Source organism: Bradyrhizobium sp. SRL28, assembly GCF_018596315.1.
Classification (GTDB): Bacteria; Pseudomonadota; Alphaproteobacteria; order Rhizobiales; family Xanthobacteraceae; genus Bradyrhizobium.
In genome coordinates, this window is the sequence record NZ_JAHEAG010000003.1 from 550182 (window position 1) to 569492 (window position 19311).

The 19311-nt window shown below is 63.8% G+C and carries 22 protein-coding genes; 17 read left to right on the top strand and 5 right to left on the bottom strand.

What is annotated here, in order from left to right:
* Positions 1–146 precede the first annotated feature (146 nt).
* From KIP88_RS10585 to KIP88_RS10595, 3 genes are read left to right on the top strand one after another with little or no spacing between them, the layout of a single operon-like run.
* Positions 147–698: a MarR family transcriptional regulator gene (locus KIP88_RS10585; RefSeq protein WP_214487815.1), complete on the top strand. Its 552-nt coding sequence runs from the start codon at positions 147–149 to the stop codon at positions 696–698.
* Positions 699–700: 2 nt separating this feature from the next.
* A complete protein-coding gene (locus KIP88_RS10590; RefSeq protein ID WP_374226443.1) occupies positions 701–1435 on the top strand; it encodes a response regulator in 735 nt (244 codons plus the stop codon).
* A gap of 8 nt (positions 1436–1443) precedes the next feature.
* Positions 1444–2829: an ATP-binding protein gene (locus KIP88_RS10595; protein ID WP_214487816.1), complete on the top strand. Its 1386-nt coding sequence runs from the start codon at positions 1444–1446 to the stop codon at positions 2827–2829.
* Between the two features lie 107 nt (positions 2830–2936).
* On the opposite strand, the gene KIP88_RS10600 is transcribed toward KIP88_RS10595, so the two are convergent.
* Positions 2937–3479 carry a DUF3617 family protein gene (locus tag KIP88_RS10600; protein ID WP_214487817.1) on the bottom strand — a complete coding sequence of 181 codons (543 nt, stop codon included), beginning with the start codon at positions 3477–3479 and terminating at the stop codon, positions 2937–2939.
* A 93-nt stretch (positions 3480–3572) separates the two neighbouring features.
* Positions 3573–3893 carry a hypothetical protein gene (locus KIP88_RS10605; protein ID WP_214487818.1) on the bottom strand — a complete coding sequence of 107 codons (321 nt, stop codon included), beginning with the start codon at positions 3891–3893 and terminating at the stop codon, positions 3573–3575.
* Positions 3894–4059: 166 nt separating this feature from the next.
* Here KIP88_RS10605 and KIP88_RS10610 point away from each other — a divergent pair, with 166 nt between their 5' ends.
* Positions 4060–4518 (top strand): hypothetical protein, encoded by a 459-nt coding sequence (locus KIP88_RS10610; RefSeq protein WP_214487819.1) that lies wholly within the window; start codon positions 4060–4062, stop codon positions 4516–4518.
* A 121-nt stretch (positions 4519–4639) separates the two neighbouring features.
* The gene (locus tag KIP88_RS10615; RefSeq protein WP_214487820.1) at positions 4640–5320 is read left to right on the top strand and encodes a ribonuclease T2; all 681 of its coding nucleotides are present in this window, start codon (positions 4640–4642) and stop codon (positions 5318–5320) included.
* 427 nt (positions 5321–5747) lie between these two features.
* Here KIP88_RS10615 and KIP88_RS10620 read toward each other — a convergent pair whose 3' ends face one another.
* Positions 5748–5930: a hypothetical protein gene (locus tag KIP88_RS10620; protein WP_214487821.1), complete on the bottom strand. Its 183-nt coding sequence runs from the start codon at positions 5928–5930 to the stop codon at positions 5748–5750.
* A gap of 44 nt (positions 5931–5974) precedes the next feature.
* On the opposite strand from KIP88_RS10620, the gene KIP88_RS10625 reads away from it, so the two are divergent.
* Together KIP88_RS10625 and KIP88_RS10630 are read left to right on the top strand one after the other, a co-directional pair.
* Positions 5975–6835 carry a 23S rRNA (adenine(2030)-N(6))-methyltransferase RlmJ gene (locus KIP88_RS10625; protein WP_214487822.1) on the top strand — a complete coding sequence of 287 codons (861 nt, stop codon included), beginning with the start codon at positions 5975–5977 and terminating at the stop codon, positions 6833–6835.
* Between the two features lie 251 nt (positions 6836–7086).
* Positions 7087–7302, top strand: a complete 216-nt coding sequence (locus tag KIP88_RS10630) for a cold-shock protein (protein WP_029583338.1) — start codon at positions 7087–7089, stop codon at positions 7300–7302.
* A gap of 177 nt (positions 7303–7479) precedes the next feature.
* Here the strand turns inward: KIP88_RS10630 and KIP88_RS10635 are convergent, their stop codons facing one another.
* Entirely contained in the window at positions 7480–8103 is a 624-nt protein-coding gene (locus KIP88_RS10635; protein WP_214487823.1) for an outer membrane protein, read from the bottom strand.
* A gap of 225 nt (positions 8104–8328) precedes the next feature.
* Here KIP88_RS10635 and uvrC point away from each other — a divergent pair, with 225 nt between their 5' ends.
* The 10 genes from uvrC to KIP88_RS10685 all read left to right on the top strand — a co-directional run bounded on the left by uvrC (position 8329) and on the right by KIP88_RS10685 (position 18574).
* Positions 8329–10395 (top strand): excinuclease ABC subunit UvrC, encoded by a 2067-nt coding sequence (gene uvrC, locus KIP88_RS10640; protein WP_214487824.1) that lies wholly within the window; start codon positions 8329–8331, stop codon positions 10393–10395.
* Positions 10396–10497: 102 nt separating this feature from the next.
* Complete coding sequence (gene pgsA, locus KIP88_RS10645) at positions 10498–11112, top strand: CDP-diacylglycerol--glycerol-3-phosphate 3-phosphatidyltransferase (protein WP_214487825.1); 615 nt, start codon at positions 10498–10500, stop codon at positions 11110–11112.
* A complete protein-coding gene (moaD, locus tag KIP88_RS10650; protein WP_214487826.1) occupies positions 11109–11360 on the top strand; it encodes a molybdopterin converting factor subunit 1 in 252 nt (83 codons plus the stop codon). The genes pgsA and moaD overlap by 4 nt, the downstream gene beginning before the upstream one ends.
* A gap of 9 nt (positions 11361–11369) precedes the next feature.
* Positions 11370–11837: a molybdenum cofactor biosynthesis protein MoaE gene (locus KIP88_RS10655; protein ID WP_214487827.1), complete on the top strand. Its 468-nt coding sequence runs from the start codon at positions 11370–11372 to the stop codon at positions 11835–11837.
* Positions 11837–12802, top strand: a complete 966-nt coding sequence (gene prmB, locus KIP88_RS10660) for a 50S ribosomal protein L3 N(5)-glutamine methyltransferase (protein WP_214487828.1) — start codon at positions 11837–11839, stop codon at positions 12800–12802. The genes KIP88_RS10655 and prmB overlap by 1 nt, the downstream gene beginning before the upstream one ends.
* A gap of 106 nt (positions 12803–12908) precedes the next feature.
* Positions 12909–14255, top strand: coding sequence for an aspartate aminotransferase family protein (locus KIP88_RS10665; RefSeq protein WP_214487829.1), 1347 nt, complete (start codon positions 12909–12911; stop codon positions 14253–14255).
* Between the two features lie 145 nt (positions 14256–14400).
* Entirely contained in the window at positions 14401–14985 is a 585-nt protein-coding gene (locus KIP88_RS10670) for a phage holin family protein (RefSeq protein WP_214487830.1), read from the top strand.
* Positions 14985–16073, top strand: coding sequence for a YihY/virulence factor BrkB family protein (locus tag KIP88_RS10675; protein WP_214487831.1), 1089 nt, complete (start codon positions 14985–14987; stop codon positions 16071–16073). Before KIP88_RS10670 ends, KIP88_RS10675 begins: the two co-directional genes overlap by 1 nt.
* Positions 16074–16234: 161 nt before the next feature.
* A complete protein-coding gene (locus KIP88_RS10680; protein WP_214487832.1) occupies positions 16235–17704 on the top strand; it encodes an EAL domain-containing protein in 1470 nt (489 codons plus the stop codon).
* 15 nt (positions 17705–17719) lie between these two features.
* Positions 17720–18574 (top strand): TIGR01459 family HAD-type hydrolase, encoded by an 855-nt coding sequence (locus KIP88_RS10685; RefSeq protein ID WP_214487833.1) that lies wholly within the window; start codon positions 17720–17722, stop codon positions 18572–18574.
* Positions 18575–18737: 163 nt separating this feature from the next.
* Here KIP88_RS10685 and KIP88_RS10690 read toward each other — a convergent pair whose 3' ends face one another.
* Positions 18738–19133, bottom strand: a complete 396-nt coding sequence (locus tag KIP88_RS10690; protein ID WP_057835874.1) for a response regulator — start codon at positions 19131–19133, stop codon at positions 18738–18740.
* Positions 19134–19311: the final 178 nt, after the last annotated feature.

A 19311-nucleotide genomic window follows, 5' to 3' on the forward strand; every position in this document is an offset into this window, starting at 1 on the left:
GCTCGACAATCGCACGGTAGTTCAATTTGCGGCCGTTGCCGCCATTGCTGGCTTTTTCCGGCTGCCGACACGTCACCAGGTCCGAAACGACTTAAAGTTTCGTCGTGTATGGCAGTTTTGTAACATTGAACCCAAGATATGTCAACATGACTGACATAAATTTCTCAAGAGGCGCCACTACCTCCGATTCGCAGGGGGCCGAGGGCGTGCCCGCCCCGAGATCCGGCGAGATGCGCTGGGACATCATCGAGCTTTTGTTCTTCGCCTATCGCGACTTCGTGGGCGACGCCGACCATGAGCTCGAGGCTTTCGGGTTCGGCCGCGCCCATCACCGCGTGATGCATTTCGTCTACCGCTACCCCGGCCTCAAGGTCGCCGACCTGCTGGACGTGTTGCGCATCACCAAGCAGTCGCTGGGCCGGGTGCTCAAGCAATTGCTCGACGAGGGCTACATCGTCCAGAAAACCGGCAATAACGACCGCCGGCAGCGCCTTCTTTACGCCACCCCCAAGGGCGAAGCCTTGGTGGGAAAGCTTGCAGGACTGCAGACCGATCGCATTACAAGTGCGCTCCGGGACATCAATCCCGAAGGCGTCGCTGTTATCAGCCAGTTCCTGCGCGCGATGATCGATCGCGACGACCCCGACAAGGTTTTAGAGGCGATCTTCGGGACCGGCAGCAAGAAGCCAAGGGAGTGATCGTGGCGCAAGGAGTAATCATCGCTGCAGGCACCGCGCGCGCAACGCCGCAGCTGGCCGACGACGCCCCACATCTCCTGCTGGTCGACGACGACCGCCGTATCCGCGATCTATTGTCGCGGTTTCTGTCCGGCGAGGGTTATCGCGTCACCACCGCGTCGAGCGCGGGCGACGCGCGCGCAAAGCTGCTCGGCCTGCATTTCGATCTCCTGATCCTCGACGTCATGATGCCCGGCGAAACCGGCTTCGACCTGGCCCGCTTCATTCGCACCTCCTCCTCGGTGCCGATCATCATGCTGACGGCGCGCCATGAGGCGCAGGCTCGGATCGAGGGCCTGCAGATCGGCGCCGACGACTATGTCGCAAAACCGTTCGAGCCGCGCGAACTGGTCTTGCGGATCGGCAATATCCTCAAGCGCAGCGCGCCGCCGCCGGTGGAGGCGCTGGAGCAGATCGCGTTCGGCCCTTACGTCTATCATCTCGACCGCGGCGAACTGCGCCAGGGCGAAGAGATCATTCACCTGACCGACCGCGAACGCGAAATGCTGCGCATTCTGGCGGTCGCTCCCGGCGAAACCGTACCGCGCGCGGCGCTGACCGGCGGCGGCACGGTGAACGAGCGCGCGGTCGACGTGCAGATCAACCGCCTGCGCCGCAAGATCGAGCGCGATCCCGCCAATCCGCTGTTCCTGCAGGCGGTGCGCGGCATCGGCTATCGCCTGGTCGCGTCGCCCTGAGCCAACTCATGAGCACGATCGACACCGGGCTGACGTTCATCCGCAACGCGTCGCAACGCGTCTCCAGGGCCAATGGCTGGATGGGCAACGCGTTCAAGAGCTGGATGCCGACCGGCCTTTATGCCCGGGCGCTCCTGATCATGATCGTGCCGATGGTGATCCTGCAGACGGTCGTGGCGTTCGTGTTCATGGAGCGGCACTGGAATACGGTGACGCGGCGCCTGTCGGCATCCGTGGTGCGGGACATTGCCAGCCTGATCGACATCTACAAGTTCTATCCGCAGGACAAGGAGCGCGCGCAATTGCGCCTCGTCGGGCAGCGGCTGCAGCTCGTGGTCGATTTTCTCCCGGTCGGCGACATGCCGCAGCCGGGGCCGAAGCCGTTCTTCTCGCTGCTCGACCAGACCCTGTCGTCGCAGATCGGCCGCCAGATCCGCCGCCCGTTCTGGATCGATACCGTCGGCAGGTCCAATCTGGTTGAAATACGCATCCAGCTCGATGACGCCGTGATGCGCGTGTTCGCGGAGCGAAGCGCGGCCTACGCCTCCAATTCGGAAATTTTCATCTTCTGGATGCTCGGCACCTCCTCGATCCTGCTGATCGTAGCGGTGTTGTTCCTGCGCAACCAGATCAGGCCGATCCTGCGGCTGGCGGAAGCCGCCGAAAGCTTCGGCAAGGGCCGCGAGGCGCCGAACTTCCGCCCCCGCGGCGCACGGGAAGTGCGGCAGGCGGCGCAGGCGTTCCTGGAAATGAAGGCGCGTGTCGAGCGCTCGATAGAGCAGCGCACCGCGATGCTGGCCGGCGTCTCGCACGATCTGCGCACCATCCTGACCCGCTTCAAGCTCGAACTCGCATTGATCGGCGACAGTCCCGAAGTCGACGGCATGCGCAAGGATGTCGACGAAATGGCCGGCATGCTGGAGGCCTATCTCTCGTTCGCGCGCGGCGACAGCGGCGAGGTCGCGCAGCCGACCGACATGACGATGGCGCTGGAGGAATTACGCAGCGATGCCGAGCGCCACGGCCACACCGCGACGGTGACGTTCCACGGCCTGCCGGTGGTGACGGTGAAACCGGCCTCGTTCAAGCGCTGCATCGCCAACCTCGTCTCCAACGCGGCGCGCTACGCCAAGACGGTCGCCATCACCGGTCATCGCGATCACCGCTATCTGACGGTGACGGTCGACGACGACGGGCCGGGCATTCCCGCCAATATGCGCGAGGAAGTGTTCAAGCCGTTCCTGCGGCTCGATGATGCCCGCAACCAGGACGAAGGCGGAACGGGCTTGGGGCTCGCCATCGCCCGCGACATCGCCCGCTCGCATGGCGGCGACATCACGCTCGGCGACAGCCCGATGGGTGGATTGAGGGCGGCGGTAAGGGTGCCGGTGTAGGCTAGTAGCCCGGATGGAGCGCAGCGCAATCCGGGACAGTTCGCTCCGCGCACAAAGAAACCCGGATTTCGCTTCGCTCCATCCGGGCTACGATTGCTACGGTTGCCTTACTTCCCCGGCTGCTTCGGAATCAGCGCCTTCAGCTTTTCCATGTCCTTGATGTTCATCTTCATGCCACCGGGCATCATGATGTCACCGGGTTTCTGGTCGGCCTTGCAGGCGCCGAGCCACTTGGCCTCGATCGTCGAGGTGCTGTCGCGCGGGGCGCCCGCCATCCCACCCTCGGTGTGCGAAGTCGATTTCACGGTGTAGGCGGAATTGAAATCACCGGTGATCTCGGCCTTTGATTTGATCGTCATGCCGGCGACGCCGCAGACGGAATCGGTCGCATAGCCGGTCGCCGTCTTCTGGATGTCCTGCTTGGAGCAGATATCCTTGGCCACCGGCGACATGGCGGTGGCCATGTCCTTGTCCGTGGTCGCGTCGGTGCATTGCTGCATGGTCATCTCGGGCACCGACCCGCCGCTCAGCACCTTCATCTCCCATAGTCCGGCCTTGCGCACCGGCAACTCCACTGCGACGGCGCCACTCACCGGCAACAGGCCAAGCAAACTAACGGCCGAACAAGATACAACAAGCAGTCGTCTCATGCGTGTGCTCCACTTCCGCGATATTATGCGAAGTGAACACACGCTTCGCGTGGCAAAAACATGTCCAGCCGGAAAATCAGGAAGCGGACGCGCTCAGTAAAGCGTGCGCAGCGGCCGCTCAGCGGCGCCATAGGGCACCCAGCGGCAGGCAAACGAAACGTATCCGCCGTAATAGGGCTGCACGCCGAGGAATTTCACCACCTTGCCGTAGCGGGCGCAGTGATCGACGGCGAGCTGGCGGGCATCGGCCTGCGTCGCGAGCGTATAGGCGACGATACCGCCGGTGTCGTTGCCCTTGAACGGCGGTACCGTGTCGATGTCCAACCACTGCGCCTGCGCCGGCGCGCCCGCCAGCATTCCGCCCATCACTACCAGGCCCATGGCAATCAGGCTCGCGGCCACAATTCTTCGCATCGCAGACTCCATTTCGCTCGAAGCCCACCATAGTGTGCGCCGATGGCTGTGAAAAGAATGGTTGCAGCACGAGGCGGACTTGGTCGTCAGGTGTTGCCGCGCTGCACTTGACGTTGTCGGGGCTTCGCGGCACCGTCTCGGGCGTTGGTTTACCGGCGGATTCCCCATGCGCAACCTGTTCAAATCCTTAAGAGCACTCGGCCCCATGGCGGCGCTCGCCCTGCTGGCCTCCGGCCAGGCCGCCCAGGCCGCCAACCCCTTGGAGTTGAATTTCGGGTTGTTCGGCCCGAAATATGACGGCCGCGTCGCCGAATGCGAGCGGGCGCTGGCGACGATCACGTCGCAGTTCCAGGAGAAGGAGGGCAAGTTCTGGAATTCGGCGCTGACGATCACCGGCTTTGGCCGGATCCATGAAACGGCGTTCCGACCCTGGCAGTCCGACAACATTCCGCGCCGCTACTGCAGCGGTGACGTGATGCTGAGCGACGGCAAGATGCGGACCGTGCACTACTCGATCATCGAGGATGGCGGCTTTGCTGGCTACGGACAGGGCGTCGAATGGTGCGTGACCGGCCTTGACCGCAACTGGGCGTATAGCCCCGGCTGCCGGGCTGCCCGGCCCTGATTCGCCTGATCCGTGCCGATTGAACGGACGCCCCGTGGCGGCGTCTGTGATTACCTGATTTTGTTCTTGAAATGTTCCGGCTCCCTGCTAGGCTCCCGGTAGTCGAGTAGAGGGGCGTTCGATGCACCGATCCACCATTATTTCGCGGCTTCTGATTTCGCTGGCGCTTGTTGTCGTCTCGGCCGGGATGGCGGTCGCGCAGGACCGCCGGCAGAACGCCCCGGGCGAGTTCGATTTTTATGTCCTGGCCCTTTCGTGGTCGCCCTCGTTCTGCGAGGCGGCGGCCGAGCGCGGCAATAGCGGGCGCTCGCAGGTCCAGTGCGAACGGCCCTATTCCTTCGTGGTTCACGGCCTGTGGCCGCAATATGAGCGCGGCTTTCCCGAATATTGCCAGCGGCCCTCGCCGCGGCTCGATCGCAACATCATGACCTCGATGCTGGACCTGATGCCGGCGCCCGGCTTGATCTTCAACGAGTGGGACAAGCACGGCACCTGTTCGGGCCTTGGCGCGCGGGCCTATTTCGAAAGCGTCCGCAAGGCGCGCGCGGCGGTGAAGATCCCCGAGGAATTCCTGCAATTGTCGGAGCAGAAAACCATCGCTCCGGGCGATCTCGAGGCGGCCTTCATCAAGATCAATCCAGGCTTGAGCAGTTCGGCAATTTCGGTGATCTGCTCGAGCCGGCGTCTCAGCGAAGTGCGGATCTGCCTGAGCAAGGACTTGCAATTCCGCGCCTGCGACGAAATCGACCGCCGCACCTGCCGCCGCGACGAGGTGGTGATGCCGCCGGTGCGGGGCGGCTGAAGATCCTCTTCCGCCATGCCAAGGCAATATACCAAGGCATGCCGGCCTGTCCTGCGCAGACTGCCCAGGGTTGTCTGCGTTCCCGGTCATCCACGTCTTTATCGTCGTCTGCAAGGCACGTGGATGGCCGGGACCCTCTTTACGCCAAAGCTGCGTCAGGCACGAATATCCACGCTGGTGTGATCGGCGAAGCTCAGTCGTGCCGATCCATTGCTGCCGTGATCGAAAACAAGTGAATCGTCCGAGCCCGTGAATTTTGCTGGGTGACGATAACAACATTCTGCGAATAACCACTGATCGAGAGATCGACGCTGTCGCTGCCGTTGTCGATCCGAACGACATCGTTGCCAGCGCCACTATCGACGACGGAATGATGATTGGTCCACACGTCGCCGGCGACGCTGAATGATCGTAAGTGCGGATATGATCATCGCCAGCGCCACCATCCGCGGTCGAATACGAAATCATCACCCTCGCCGGCGACGATGTTGTCCTGGCCATAGGTAGCGATCACATCGTCGCCCGCGCCGGCATCGATCGTGGGATTGCTGGCATGAACCCTGATGCTGTCGTCACTGGCTCCGATGTCGTCCGCCGCTCGCGTCTTCAACGATATGGGTTACTTTCCGCGCCGCGATGTCGTAACCCTCCCCCATGAACTACCGACACGCCTTTCACGCCGGCGGCTTTGCCGATGTCATCAAGCACATCGTGCTGGTGCGCATGCTGACCTATCTGCAGGAAAAGCAGGCCCCGTTTCGCGTCATCGACACCCATGCCGGCGCCGGGCGCTACGATCTCACAGGCGAAGAGGCGCGCCGCGGCGGCGAATGGCTGACCGGCATTGCGCGGGTGTTGCAGGCGCGGTTTTCGGAAAACACGCTGCCGCTGGTGGCCCCCTATCTCGATATCATCAGGGCATTCAATGCGCCGGGCAAGCTTGAGGCCTATCCCGGATCGCCCTTGATCGCCCGCGCGCTGCTGCGGCCGCAGGACCGTCTCACGGCCTGCGAAATCGAGCCCGGCGCCCGCAGGCAGTTGATCGATGCGCTGCGCCGCGACAGCCAAGCGCGGGTGGTCGATCTCGACGGCTGGACGGCGTTGCCGGCCTTCGTGCCGCCCAACGAGCGGCGCGGCCTGGTGCTGATCGATCCCTCGTTCGAGCAAAAGGACGAATTCGAGACGCTGGCCGACGGATTCGCCGAAGCCTACGCGAAATGGCCGACCGGCAGTTATCTGATCTGGTATCCGGTGAAGAGCCGGCGGGCCGCCGACACGCTGGCGCGCCTTGTCGCGGGCGCTGCCGGCGCCAGCAAGCCGGCCGGGAAATGCCTGCGGCTCGAATTCAGCGTGGCGCCGCAGACCCCGGGCGGACCCCTCGCCTCGACCGGCCTCCTCATCGTCAATCCGCCGTGGACGCTGGCAGGCGAGTTGAAGACAATTCTACCCGAACTCGAAAAACCGCTTGGCCAGGGCGGCGCCGGCCGTTTCAGGCTCGAGACGCCCAAGCCCTGAAGAGGTACTCCCCCCGAAAAGTGCGATTGGGCCGTAGGCAATTTACGCGAAACCGTATTATGCTCAGGCCGTTGGGACTGGCTTTACGTTCCGCTTCCGCGAATGGTTGCGGCGGAGTGATCAAGGCCGAATAAAATCCAGGTCGGTCGGCAGCATGATCTGATCGACTTAGGTGGCCATGCTTCCGGCAGTGAATGTCCGGTCGGCTGATACGCGAGTTGCGCGTAGCAATACGGGGGAGGAGTTTCCCGATGGCCATGACTGGAACAGTCAAGTTCTTCAATGGAGAACGCGGCTACGGCTTCATCAAGCCCGATGATGGCGGCCGCGATGTGTTCGTTCACATCACTGCGGTTGAACGGGCCGGATTGAAGGATTTGATTGAAGGGCAGCGCATTACGTTCGAGGTCGAACCGGACAAGAAGGGCAAAGGCCCCAAGGCGGTCAACCTGGTGATTTCGTCGTGAGCTGACGCTCGCGATTGGAAGCGGACTGGATTCCTGCTGCGAAAACTGCGCTGGGCCCGGCAACGCCCCCAGAGCGTTCAGGCTTGCGGCCTTTGCGCGCATAATCCTTTCCTGGAAACAAAAAAATCCCGGCGGCTTACTGCCGCCGGGAGGTGATATCAGACAGTTTTTTTATTCTCAGAAGTGGTAGTTCACGCCGGCCCGTATCAAGCCGAACCGGTAACCATTCGACGCTCCTGTAATGACGAAGTTGCTGTTGGCCAGATCGACATAGAGATATTCGACCTTGGCGCTCCAGCCCGGCGCAAAGCGCATCTCGGCGCCGGCGCCGAGCGTCCAACCCGCATTGGTATGGGACTCCGTTACGCCGAAGGTGGTGGCGCGCAGCTCGCCGAAGGCGAGACCGCCTGTGCCGAAGAACACGACGTCGTTGAACGCGAAACCGGCGCGGCCGCGGACCGTGCCGAACCAGGGGTTGGAGAATTTCCATGGCGCGAAGGTTTCTTCGGCGCCGGTCGCCTGGATGTCGCCTTCGACACCGAACACCCACGATCCGTTCTGCCAATTGTAGCCGGCCTGGACGCCGCCCACGAAACCGGACGGTTTGGTCGGATTATTGGCGACTGAACCCCAGGCATAGCCGAGGTTGCCGCCGAGATAGGGACCGGCCCAGCTATCGGGACCGAACTGCGCCCGGTTGACTGTCAAGGGCGCGCGGGATCCGTAGAGGTCGGCCGCCCGTGCCGACGTGGTCAAGCCTGCAGCGATCAGCGCCAGCGCGCCCCACACAAACCTGCCCATCACGCAACTCCACGCCACTACCGCAACCACGCCGGGCGAGAGACCGGCCTGGTTACGGAACTCCACTTTTTTCCAGTAAGATTTATCGAGAGTTTTAAGTTAAAGGGTTGTTAAGCCGGGTTACCGCCCGCTCATCAGTCTTAAGAAAGCGTTACCGGCGCCTTTCCCTGGCAAGGCGCGCCGCGAGCGCTGGCGATGCTGCCTTGCAGCGCTTAATTTAGGCCCATGGATCACGATTCTCCCGACCATCCGGAGCCCCCGCGCAAGGCGCGGCGGGCTTCCCAGCCGGATCTGCCGCCGCAGGACCTGATTGCCGCCGACGTCGACCCCGCGACATCCGCCGCCGAGGAGGACGACGAGGCTCGCCTGCCGGACGCCCCCGAGGAACCTGCCGAGGCGATTGCCGAAGGCCCGCTGGCGGTCGGCCATGCGGCCATCGAAAACGCGATGCGGCTGGCGCCAACCTCTCCCGGCGTCTACCGGATGCTCAATGCCGCCAGCGACGTGCTGTACGTCGGCAAGGCGAAAAACGTCCGCAAGCGGCTCTCCTCCTACGCCCGCGTCAACGCGCCGCTGCCGGCGCGCATCCTGCGCATGATCGCCGCGACCATGACGGTCGAAATCGTCTCCACCACGACCGAGACCGAGGCGCTGCTGCTGGAAGCCAATCTGATCAAGCAGCTGCGGCCGCGCTTCAACGTGCAACTGCGCGACGACAAGTCGTTTCCCTACATCCTGATATCAGGCGACCATTGGGCGCCGCAGATCCTCAAACACCGCGGCGCGCAATCAAGGCCCGGACGGTATTTCGGGCCGTTCGCCTCCGCCGGCGCCGTCAACCGCACCATCACGGCGCTGCAGCGCGCGTTCCTGATCCGCTCCTGCACCGACGGCTTCTTCGAGAGCCGCACCCGCCCCTGCCTGCTCTACCAGATCCGCCGCTGCTCGGGTCCGTGCACGCGCGAGATCGATTTCCCCGGCTACACAGAGCTGGTGCGCGAGGCGAACGACTTCCTTTCCGGCCGCAGCCACGCCGTGAAGGAGCTGCTCGCCGCCGAGATGGAGAAGGCGTCGAACGAGCTCGAATTCGAAACCGCCGCGCTGTATCGTGATCGCCTCGCCGCGCTGTCGGCGATCCAGTCGCAGCAGGGCATCAATCCGCGCACCGTGGAAGAAGCCGACGTGTTCGCCATCCATCAGGAAGGCGGCTATTCCTGCGTCGAAGTATTTTTCTTCCGCACCGGCCAGAACTGGGGCAACCGCGCCTATTTTCCGCGCGCGGAGAAGTCGTTCACGCCGGAAGAAGTGCTGGCCTCGTTCCTCGCGCAATTCTACGACGACAAGCCGCCGCCGAGACTCATCCTGCTGTCGCACGAGATCGAGGAAAGCCAATTGCTGGCCGACGCGCTATCGGTCAAGGCCGGCCATAAGGTCGAAGTTTCCGTGCCAAAACGCGGCGAGAAGAAAGAACTGGTCGCGCATGCGTTGACCAATGCGCGCGAGGCGCTGGGCCGCAAGCTCGCCGATACGGCGACGCAGAGTCGGCTGCTGGAGGGGATGGCAACCACGCTCGGACTGCCGCAGGTGCCGAAACGCATCGAGGTCTACGACAACAGCCACATCCAGGGCACCAACGCCGTCGGCGCGATGATCGTGGCGGGGCCGGATGGTTTTATCAAAAACCAGTACCGCAAGTTCAACATCAAGTCCGAGGGACTGACGCCCGGCGACGACTACGCGATGATGCGCGAGGTGCTGGAACGGCGCTTCAAGCGGCTCCTGAAGCCGCCGGAGGGCGACGCCGTCAAGGCGAAGGCCGACGATGATTCGTTTCCGCAATGGCCCGACCTCGTCATCATCGATGGCGGCCGCGGCCAGCTCAACGCCGTCAGGGAGATTTTTGGGGGTCTCGGATTGACCCAGGTCTCCCTGATGGCCGTGGCAAAAGGCCCGGACCGCGACGCCGGGCGGGAGACCCTGTTCATGCCGGACCGCGAAGCCATCAAGCTCGAGCCGCGCGATCCCGTGCTGTATTTCATCCAGCGGCTGCGCGACGAGGCGCATCGCTTCGTGATCGGCTCCCACCGCAAACTGCGGAAAAAAGACATCAGGGAAGCCGGCCTGCAGGAAATCCCGGGCATCGGCCCGTCACGCAAACGTGCCTTGCTGCATCACTTCGGAACGCTGAAGGAGATCGAGCGGGCTTCGATCGCGGACCTCGGCAAGGTTCCAGGCGTCAGCGCCGAAAGCGCCCGCAAGATTTTCGAGTTTTTCCATGCACAGCCGGGTTGAGGGATTTCGAGTCGAGAGGCATGTCATTTTGGCGTCGCCTGCGACAGATGATCTAGGTCCGCGACAGTTGACCTTCACGCTCCAGCGGTATTGGTAAGACGGATGAACATTGCAACAACCAGGGGACAGGGCAAAACCCTGTCCCTGCCGAATATCCTGACTTACGCCCGCATTGCCGCCATTCCGGTGGTGGTCGGCTGCGTTTTTGCCCATTCCATCCTGGACGGCCCGCTCTGGCTGCGCTGGGTGGCCCTGGCCGTCTTCATCGCCGCCGCGGTGACGGACTACCTCGATGGCTACTATGCGCGAATCTGGGATCAGCAATCCGCTTTTGGCCGGATGCTCGACCCGATCGCAGACAAGCTTCTGGTGGCGTCCTGCCTGTTGATGCTGGCGGCCGACAACTCGATCCATGGCTGGACGCTGTGGGCCGCCATCGTGATCCTGTGCCGCGAAATCCTGGTCTCGGGCCTGAGGGAATATCTGGCGGCCTTGCGGGTCAGCGTGCCCGTGACCAAGCTCGCGAAATGGAAGACCACGATCCAGCTGGTCGCGATCGGCTTCCTGATCGCCGGCGAGGCCGGCGAGCAACTCCTGCCCGCGACCACCCTGATCGGGATTGCGCTGTTGTGGATGTCGGCCATCTTCACGATCTACACCGGCTGGGATTATTTCCGCGCCGGCATCCATCACCTCATCAAGGAGGATGAGGGATGAGGGTGAAATATTTCGCCTGGGTACGCGAGCGGGTCGGTGTCGCAGAGGAAACCGTCGAGCCGCCGGCGGATGTGCGCACGGTGAACGACCTGATCGGCTGGCTTTCCAGCCGCAGCGAGGCTTATGCCTACGCCTTCGAAAAGCCGAAGGTGATCCGCGCCGCAATCGACCACGCCCACGTCAAGCCGGACGCGGTAATATCAGGCGCGCGCGAGATTGCATTCTTTCCGCCGATGACCGGCGGTTGAACCCGACCGATGTCCGTCACCGCGACCATCCGGATCCAGCAAGCCGATTTCGACGTCGCGCAGGAAATCGCTGTTCTCACCAAGAGCCGCACTGATATCGGCGCCGTCGTCTCGTTCAGCGGCATCTGCCGCGGCAGCGAGAACGGCGAGCCGATCGCCGCGCTGACGCTCGAGCATTATCCCGGCATGGCCGAGGCCGAGATCGCCCGCCACGCCGACGAGGCGCTGTCGCGCTGGCCGTTGCAGGGGCTCACCATCATTCACCGGTTCGGCCGCATCGCGCCGGGCGAGAACATCGTGCTTGTCGTGACGGCGTCGCCGCACCGCCAGGCAGCCTTCGAAGCGGCGGAATTCCTGATGGACTACCTGAAGACCAACGCGCCGTTCTGGAAGCGCGAAGAAAGCGGAAAAGGCACGAGCTGGATCGAGGCACGCGACCACGATGATGCCGCCGCCGCGCGCTGGACCAAAGCCTGATGGCCAAACGCACAAAGCCGGCGGCAAAGCGCGGTCAGACCTCATCAAGACTTCCCAAGGTCGGTGCAGGCGAATTGCTGACGCTGCTCGATTTCGTCCGCTACGCCGTCAGCCGCTTCACCGAGGCCGAACTGGTGTTCGCGCATGGCACCACCGATCCGGTTGCCGAGGCCGCCTTCCTGGTCTGCGAGGCGCTGCATCTGCACCCTGACCAGTTCGAGGCGTTCGCCACCGCGCGCGTCACCGCGGCCGAAGGCAAGAAGATCCTCGATCTGATCACGCGGCGCATCACGACGCGAAAACCCACAGCCTACCTCGTCAACAAGATCTACATGCGCGGCCTGCCTTTCTATGTCGACGAGCGCACCATCGTGCCGCGCTCGTTCATCGGCGAATTGCTGGAGCAGCATTTCGGCGCCGACGGCGATGAGGAGGCCGGCTCGCTGATCTCGGACCCCGCCGTGGTCGAAAGCGTGCTTGACCTCTGCACCGGCTCGGGCTGCCTTGCCATTCTGGCCAGCCGGAATTTTCCGAATGCCGAAATCGACGCGGTGGATATTTCAAAGGATGCGCTGGAAGTCGCCGCGCGCAATGTTCGGGATTACGGGCTGGGGGACCGCCTCACGCTGTACCGCGGCGATCTGTTCAAGCCGCTGAACGGCAAGCGCTACGACCTCATCATTTCCAATCCGCCCTATGTCGATGCGGAAGGCATGGCCAGCCTGCCCCGCGAATGCCGCGCCGAGCCGAAGCTTGCCTTCGACGGCGGCCCGGATGGAATCGACATCGTCCGCCGCATCCTGGACGAAGCAGAAGCGCATCTGACGCCGCAGGGCGGGCTGCTATGCGAGATCGGCCGCTGCCGTCCGCAACTCGAGGCCGCTTATCCACAACTGCCGCTGCTCTGGCTCGATACCGCGGATTCCGAGGGCGAAGTGTTCTGGATCGCCGCCGCCGATCTTTGATCCGGCCGATTACGCGGAAATATCACGGCGTGCTGACGTTCCCGTTCACGGACGAAACTGATAGTTTGGCATTAGCCCACCGCTCCAAACCGAAAAGAGGCCGCCCATGCTGGACAAGAGCCCCCGTCCCACCCCCGTCGCGGTTCCGAACGACCTCGCCGCGCACTGGATGCCGTTCACCGCGAACCGGGCCTTCAAGAAGAACCCGCGGCTGCTCGCTGGCGCCAAGGACATGCATTACTTCACGGTCGACGGCCGCAAGATCATCGACGGCGCCTCGGGCATGTGGTGCACCAATGCCGGCCACGGCCGCACGCAAATTTCGTCGGCGATCGCCAAGCAGGCCGAGGCGCTGGACTATGCGCCGCCGTTCCAGTTCGGCATCCCGCAGGCCTTCGAACTCGCCAGCCGCATCGCGGAACTGGCGCCCGCCGGCCTCGACCACGTGTTCTTCTGCAATTCCGGCTCGGAAGCGGCCGACACCGCGCTCAAGATCGCGCTGGCCTATCACCAGATCAACGGCCAGGGCAGCCGCATCCGCCTGATCGGCCGCGAGCGCGGCTATCACGGCGTCGGTTTTGGCGGCACCTCGGTCGGCGGCATCGTCGGCAACCGAAAGATGTTCGGCTCGCTATTGACCGGCGTCGACCATTTGCCGGCGACCTATGACCGCGAGAAGCAGGCCTTCAGCATGGGCGAGCCTGAATATGGCGCGCATTTCGCCGACGAGCTCGAACGCATCGTCAATTTGCATGGCGCCAACACCGTTGCGGCCGTGATCGTCGAGCCGATGGCGGGATCGACCGGCGTGCTGCCAGCGCCGAAGGGCTATCTCAAGCGGCTGCGCGAGATCACCCAGAAGCACGGCATTCTGTTGATCTTCGACGAGGTGATCACCGGATTTGGCCGGCTCGGCTTTCCTTTCGCCGCCGAACGCTACGGCGTGGTGCCTGACATGCTGACCTTCGCCAAAGGCATCACCAATGGCGCCGCTCCGATGGGCGGTGTACTGGTGCGCGACACCATCCACGACGCCTTCATGAGCGGCCCGGAACACGCGGTCGAACTGGCCCATGGCTACACCTACTCGGCCCATCCGCTGGCCTGCGCGGCGGGTCTCGCCACGCTCGACATCTACCGCGACGAAAAGCTGTTCGAGCGCGCTCTTGGGCTGGAGCCGAAATTCGCCGACGCCGTGATGTCGCTGCGGAAGGACCCTGATGTCGTGGATATCCGCACCGTCGGCCTGACCGCCGGCATCGATCTCGCGCCGGTCGCCGACGCGCCGGGCAAGCGCGGCTTCGCCGGGCTCAACAGCGCCTTCCACGACAACGACCTGATGGTGCGGGTGGCCGGCGACACGCTGGTGCTGACCCCGCCGCTGATCATCACCGAAGACCAGATCGGCGAGATCATCGAAAAGGTCGCCAAGGTGATCCGCGCGACGGCGTAGTCTTTAGTTGTGACGCGTTTTCTTTACGCGAAGCGGTAGCCGCTTCGCTCGAAAACGCTACGGCCGCCGTAGGAACATTCAAAACTAACCGGCGTTCATTCTCCGGCGGGACGATCATGTCACCGCCCGAGGAGGTTTTGCAGAGATGCTCGCGCCTTCGAGCGACCTGCTGCGCGCCGGAATCGGACTGAAGCTCAACCAGATCAAGCTGGCGACGCGATCGTATCTGCGCGACCGGACCAACCAGGCGAGCGGGACCATCACGTCCTATGCCGTCGCGGCAGGCCTGCTCGCCGTAGCCGGCGTTTTCCTCATCGCCGCCTATCTCGTCGGCGCCACGGCGCTGTTTCGCTGGATCGAAATCCATTACGGGCAGTTCTGGGCATTCGGCGCGATCGGCGCGTTGCTGCTCGCGATCGCCGCCATCTGCGCCGGGCTGGCCACGGCCAAACTAAGACAACCATCGCCGCATTTTCCCTCGCTCACCAGCCGCCTTCGCGTGGCGATCAAGGCCAATCCGCTCCAGCCGGACCAGATCGAAGCCGCACGGGACACCGCCGCGTCGGTCCTGTTGGCGCCTTCGGCGCCTCCAGCCGGCGCCCGCCGCAGGCGGCGATCGCGGACGGGGCGCAACAACAGGCAGATGCAGGCCGGCCTGATCCTGATGGCGACCTTGCTGGGCTGGGCGGCAACGCGACGGCGGTGGCAAGCACGACGAACGGACATCTGATGCCCCGCGCGCGATCCGGCCCCGACGACAATCTGCGCTTGATGGCGGCGACGGCCATTCTCGTCCTGACCGCGCAGCATTTTTTTCAGCCCGGAGCAAAAGCTGGTTCTTCCGGAAAATTGATCGCGCATCCCGGCTCGCCCGCGCGCGAACAGGCTCGGGAACCCGATGCCCGAACGGGTAGCAAGCCTACGATCAATTGGGCTGCAATTCCCTGGGCCGCCTGGAAACAGATCCTGTGGCGCATCTATGAACGCACCAATGATGACCGCTTGCTCGCCACCGCCGCCGGCGTGGTGTTCTTCGGACTGCTCGCGATATTTCCGGCCGTGACGGCGCTGGTCTCGTCCTATGGCCTGTTCACCGATCCCGAAACCATCGGCGCCAATCTGCAAACGCTGGCGTTGATGCTGCCCGAAGGTTCGTTCCAGATCGTGCAGGACCAGATTGCCCGTGTGCTTGAAAGGGGCAACGCCGCGCTCGGCGGAACGTTTCTGTTTGGCCTCGCCCTTGCTCTGTGGAGCGCCAACGCCGGTGTCAAGGCGATCATCGACGCGCTCAATGTCGTCTACGAGGTGCGGGAGACGCGCAACTTCCTGAAACTAAACCTGCTTTCGCTCGCATTCACGACCGGCGGCATCGTAGCCCTGCTGCTGATGGTCGGCGCGGTGGTGGTGTTTCCGCTGCTGTTCAATCATCTCGGCCTGCCGCCCGAAAGCGGGCTTATCCTCGGCCTGGCGCGTTGGCCGTTGCTGTTGGCGGTTCTGCTGGTGGCGCTGAGCCTGCTCTACCGGTTTGGACCCAACCGGCGTGCGGCGCGGTGGGAGTGGCTGGGCGCGGGAACGTTGGCCGCGGCGCTGCTCTGGATCGCCGGCTCGGCCGCGCTGTCCTGGTACCTCTCGAATTTCGGCAACTACAACGCGACCTACGGCTCGCTGGGCGCCGCCATCGGCCTGATGATGTGGATGTGGATCTCGGCTACGATCGTGCTGTTCGGCGCCCAGCTCAACTCGGAAATCGAGCGTCAGACCGCGGCCCACGGCGCACGCCCCCCATCGCCAGGACAGAAGTCGCGCGCCATCGCTTAGGCTGGAGCGGCCAGTTCCCGCCGTGCCCAAAGAACACTAGCTCTGCGAATCAACATTGATGCTAAGGTTGCGTCGCTCGGGGAGCGCAAGGCGGACCATGGCTGAAACTTCCGTGTTTTCCCGGGTGAATACAGTTCGGACCTGAAGGCGTAGCGCGCGACATGATTCGCATTTCGACGATTTTCATCGCCATCTGCATGGTGCTGGTTGCAGCCTCCCTCGGCCTCGTCCTGCATGCGGTGGCCGGCTTCAGCGGCACCGAATCCGCGATCGTGGCGCTCACCGCGCTGACCTTCCTGATCCTCTACAACGCCGTGTCGATGCGGCTGCGCGACCGCTCCGACGTCGGCGGCCAGATCGCCGATCTTTCCCGCGGCACCGCCGACCTCGCCCGCCAGGTTGCCGAGTTCGGCCGCCGGCTTGCCGCCGTCGAGGGCCGGGTGGTGTCGGCGAACTCTGCAAGCTCCGACCGCATCCAGGCCGTCCTCGGCGAGATCAACGAGCTCGGCGGGCTGGTCAAGCAACTGGCCATCTCGGTGGCGAGCCATGAGGATCTGCTGGCCTCGGGCGCGGCGGCCGCGCCCCCCGCCCCGTCGGACAGGCCGCATTCCGAACCGCCGAAAGAGCCGGCGATCGCCCAGGAGCAAGCGGCGCCCACGGTCAGGCCCGCGCCGGTTGCAGCTGCAAAGCCGGCATCTTCAGCGGTTGCCGCGGAAGCCGCTTCGCCCTCGCGCAGCCAGCCGCAACTGCTTGCCGCGGTGAAGAACGCCGTCGAGGAAAGCCGGCTCGATATCTACCTGCAGCCGATGGTGACGCTGCCGCAGCGCAAGGTGCGCTTCTACGAAGCGGTGACGCGGCTGCGCGACGACAAGGACCAGATACTCGCCGCCGACGATTTCATCCCCACCGCCGAAGCCGGCGGGCTGATCGGCAAGATCGATCACATGGTGATGCTGCGCTGTATCCAGGTGTTGCGCCGCCTGATGGTGCGCAACAAGGACGTCGGCGTGTTCTGCAACGTCTCGGCGGCGACGCTCGGCAATCCCGCCAATTTCGCGCAATGCCTCGACTTCCTCGAGGCCAATCGGGCGCTGGCGCCGTCCTTCGTGCTCGAATTCAAGCAGGCGGCGTTCCGCCACCTCGGCCCGACCGAAATCGAGAATCTCGCCGCGCTGTCGCAGCGCGGTTACCGCTTCTCGATCGATCACGTCACCGACTTGCGGATCGAACCGCGCGATCTCGCCGACCGCGGCGTCCGTTTCATCAAGGTGCCGGCGGCATTGTTGCTCGATCCCAAGCAGAGTTCGACCTCGGACATCCACCCTTCCGATCTCTCCGACCTGCTCGGCCGCTTTGGCATCGACCTGATCGCCGAGAAGATCGAGGGCGAGCGCGCGGTGGTGGACCTGCTCGACTATGACGTGCGGTTTGGGCAGGGCTTCCTGTTTGCGCCGCCGCGGCCGTTGCGGCCCGAGGGGGCATCTGCTACCGGCGGGGCGACAGCGAACAAGGAATCCGGAACTCCCAATGGCTCCAGCAGCACCGTACCCGTCGCCGGCCCGGCGGCAGAGCCCCCGATGCGGGCGACCGGCAATGCCGCCTTGGCGCGCCGTGCCGCGGGACCGGGCTAACAGGCTTCCGTACTCATGACCTCATTGCGTTTCGTGGAGAGGCTGAGCGACCTCGTGGGCGGCGTGGAGGTCATCCTCTCCGACATCTGGGGCGTGGTGCATAACGGGCTCGAGTCCTTTCCCGAAGCCTGCGAGGCGCTGCACACCTATCGCCAGCGCGGCGGCACCGTCATCCTGATCACCAACGCGCCGCGGCCTGCCGATTCCGTGCAGCGCCAGTTGCGCAAGCTCGGCGTCGCCGACGAAACCTACGATGCCATCGTCAGCTCCGGCGACCTGACCCGGAATTTCGTCGCCGACCATCCCGGCAAGAAGATCTTCTGGATCGGTCCGGAGCGAGACTCTTCGATCCATCGCGGGCTCGACGCCGTGATGGCGCCGCTGGAACAGGCCGACTACATCATCTGCACCGGCCTGTTCGACGACGAGACCGAATCTGCTGAAGACTATCGCGCGATGCTGTTGCAGGCGCGCGAGCATAAGCTGCCGCTGGTCTGCGCCAATCCCGACATCGTCGTCGAACGCGGCGACCGGCTGATCTATTGCGCGGGCGCCATCGCCGAGCTCTATCGCGAACTCGGCGGCGAGGCGATCTTCTACGGCAAGCCGCACCGGCCGATCTATGAACGCGCCATGGCGCTGGCCGCCGAACGCCGCGGCCAGCCGACCTCGCTCGACCGTGTGCTGGCGATCGGGGATTCGGTGCGGACCGACCTCACCGGCGCGCTCGGTTTCGGAATCGATTGTCTTTTCCTCACCCGCGGCATCCATTCCGAAGAATTCGAGGGCATCGACCAGCTCGATCCGGCCTCAGTGAAAGAGCTGTTCGGCCATCCACCGCGTGCGCTGATGCGCGAGCTCAAGTGGTAGCAAGCGGCTGCTAGCACTGTGTCGTCATGGCCGGGCTTGTCCCGGCCATCCACGTCTTTACGACCTCGCCGTATAAAAGACTCGTCGCACCAAAAACGTGGATGCCCGGGACAAGCCCGGGCATGACGAATTCGATATCAGTCGTTGGGAAGGTTCGGCGCCCTTACGCCGTCGCCATATCCGGGAAGACCGCCTCGATCTTGGTCTTAAGCGTCGCCGCGTTGAACGGCTTGACGATGTAATTGTTCACGCCGGCCTTCTTGGCGGCGATCACGTTCTCGGTCTTGGATTCCGCCGTGATCATGATGAAGGGCGTGGTGGCCAGGTTGGGATCGGCACGGACTTCCTTGAGCAGGTCGTAGCCGGTCATCGGCTCCATGTTCCAGTCGGAAATCACGAGCCCGTATTTCTTGCCGCGCATCTTGTTCAGCGCCGCCGAGCCATCGCTGGCATCGTCGATGTTGTCGAAGCCGAGCTGCTTCAAAAGATTTCGGATGATGCGGATCATGGTGCTGTAGTCATCGACCACCAGAACCGGCATGGACAAATCAACCGCCATCTTTCCCCCACTCAATGCTTACGCCACAAATTATCGGCAGGCCTGCGCGACCCGCAGTCCTCCCCCCAGCACTAGCATCAGGCGTTAAACAGCCAGTTAACCGGGCGGCGCCGGATTGCATCCGTTTTGATCCGACCCGCCCCGCTTGACTTCGATGGGGGCAGCGCGTCACGGTCCG

Excerpts from the sequence above, each read along its gene's own strand:
- KIP88_RS10585 (WP_214487815.1), top strand. The coding sequence starts at position 147 with ATGACTGACATAAATTTCTCAAGAGGCGCCACTACCTCCGATTCGCAG.
- KIP88_RS10595 (WP_214487816.1), top strand. The coding sequence starts at position 1,444 with ATGAGCACGATCGACACCGGGCTGACGTTCATCCGCAACGCGTCGCAA.
- KIP88_RS10600 (WP_214487817.1), bottom strand. The coding sequence starts at position 3,479 with ATGAGACGACTGCTTGTTGTATCTTGTTCGGCCGTTAGTTTGCTTGGC.
- KIP88_RS10605 (WP_214487818.1), bottom strand. The coding sequence starts at position 3,893 with ATGCGAAGAATTGTGGCCGCGAGCCTGATTGCCATGGGCCTGGTAGTG.
- KIP88_RS10610 (WP_214487819.1), top strand. The coding sequence starts at position 4,060 with ATGCGCAACCTGTTCAAATCCTTAAGAGCACTCGGCCCCATGGCGGCG.
- KIP88_RS10615 (WP_214487820.1), top strand. The coding sequence starts at position 4,640 with ATGCACCGATCCACCATTATTTCGCGGCTTCTGATTTCGCTGGCGCTT.
- KIP88_RS10625 (WP_214487822.1), top strand. The coding sequence starts at position 5,975 with ATGAACTACCGACACGCCTTTCACGCCGGCGGCTTTGCCGATGTCATC.
- KIP88_RS10630 (WP_029583338.1), top strand. The coding sequence starts at position 7,087 with ATGGCCATGACTGGAACAGTCAAGTTCTTCAATGGAGAACGCGGCTAC.
- KIP88_RS10635 (WP_214487823.1), bottom strand. The coding sequence starts at position 8,103 with ATGGGCAGGTTTGTGTGGGGCGCGCTGGCGCTGATCGCTGCAGGCTTG.
- uvrC (WP_214487824.1), top strand. The coding sequence starts at position 8,329 with ATGGATCACGATTCTCCCGACCATCCGGAGCCCCCGCGCAAGGCGCGG.
- pgsA (WP_214487825.1), top strand. The coding sequence starts at position 10,498 with ATGAACATTGCAACAACCAGGGGACAGGGCAAAACCCTGTCCCTGCCG.
- moaD (WP_214487826.1), top strand. The coding sequence starts at position 11,109 with ATGAGGGTGAAATATTTCGCCTGGGTACGCGAGCGGGTCGGTGTCGCA.
- KIP88_RS10655 (WP_214487827.1), top strand. The coding sequence starts at position 11,370 with ATGTCCGTCACCGCGACCATCCGGATCCAGCAAGCCGATTTCGACGTC.
- prmB (WP_214487828.1), top strand. The coding sequence starts at position 11,837 with ATGGCCAAACGCACAAAGCCGGCGGCAAAGCGCGGTCAGACCTCATCA.
- KIP88_RS10665 (WP_214487829.1), top strand. The coding sequence starts at position 12,909 with ATGCTGGACAAGAGCCCCCGTCCCACCCCCGTCGCGGTTCCGAACGAC.
- KIP88_RS10670 (WP_214487830.1), top strand. The coding sequence starts at position 14,401 with ATGCTCGCGCCTTCGAGCGACCTGCTGCGCGCCGGAATCGGACTGAAG.
- KIP88_RS10675 (WP_214487831.1), top strand. The coding sequence starts at position 14,985 with ATGCCCCGCGCGCGATCCGGCCCCGACGACAATCTGCGCTTGATGGCG.
- KIP88_RS10680 (WP_214487832.1), top strand. The coding sequence starts at position 16,235 with ATGATTCGCATTTCGACGATTTTCATCGCCATCTGCATGGTGCTGGTT.
- KIP88_RS10685 (WP_214487833.1), top strand. The coding sequence starts at position 17,720 with ATGACCTCATTGCGTTTCGTGGAGAGGCTGAGCGACCTCGTGGGCGGC.
- KIP88_RS10690 (WP_057835874.1), bottom strand. The coding sequence starts at position 19,133 with ATGGCGGTTGATTTGTCCATGCCGGTTCTGGTGGTCGATGACTACAGC.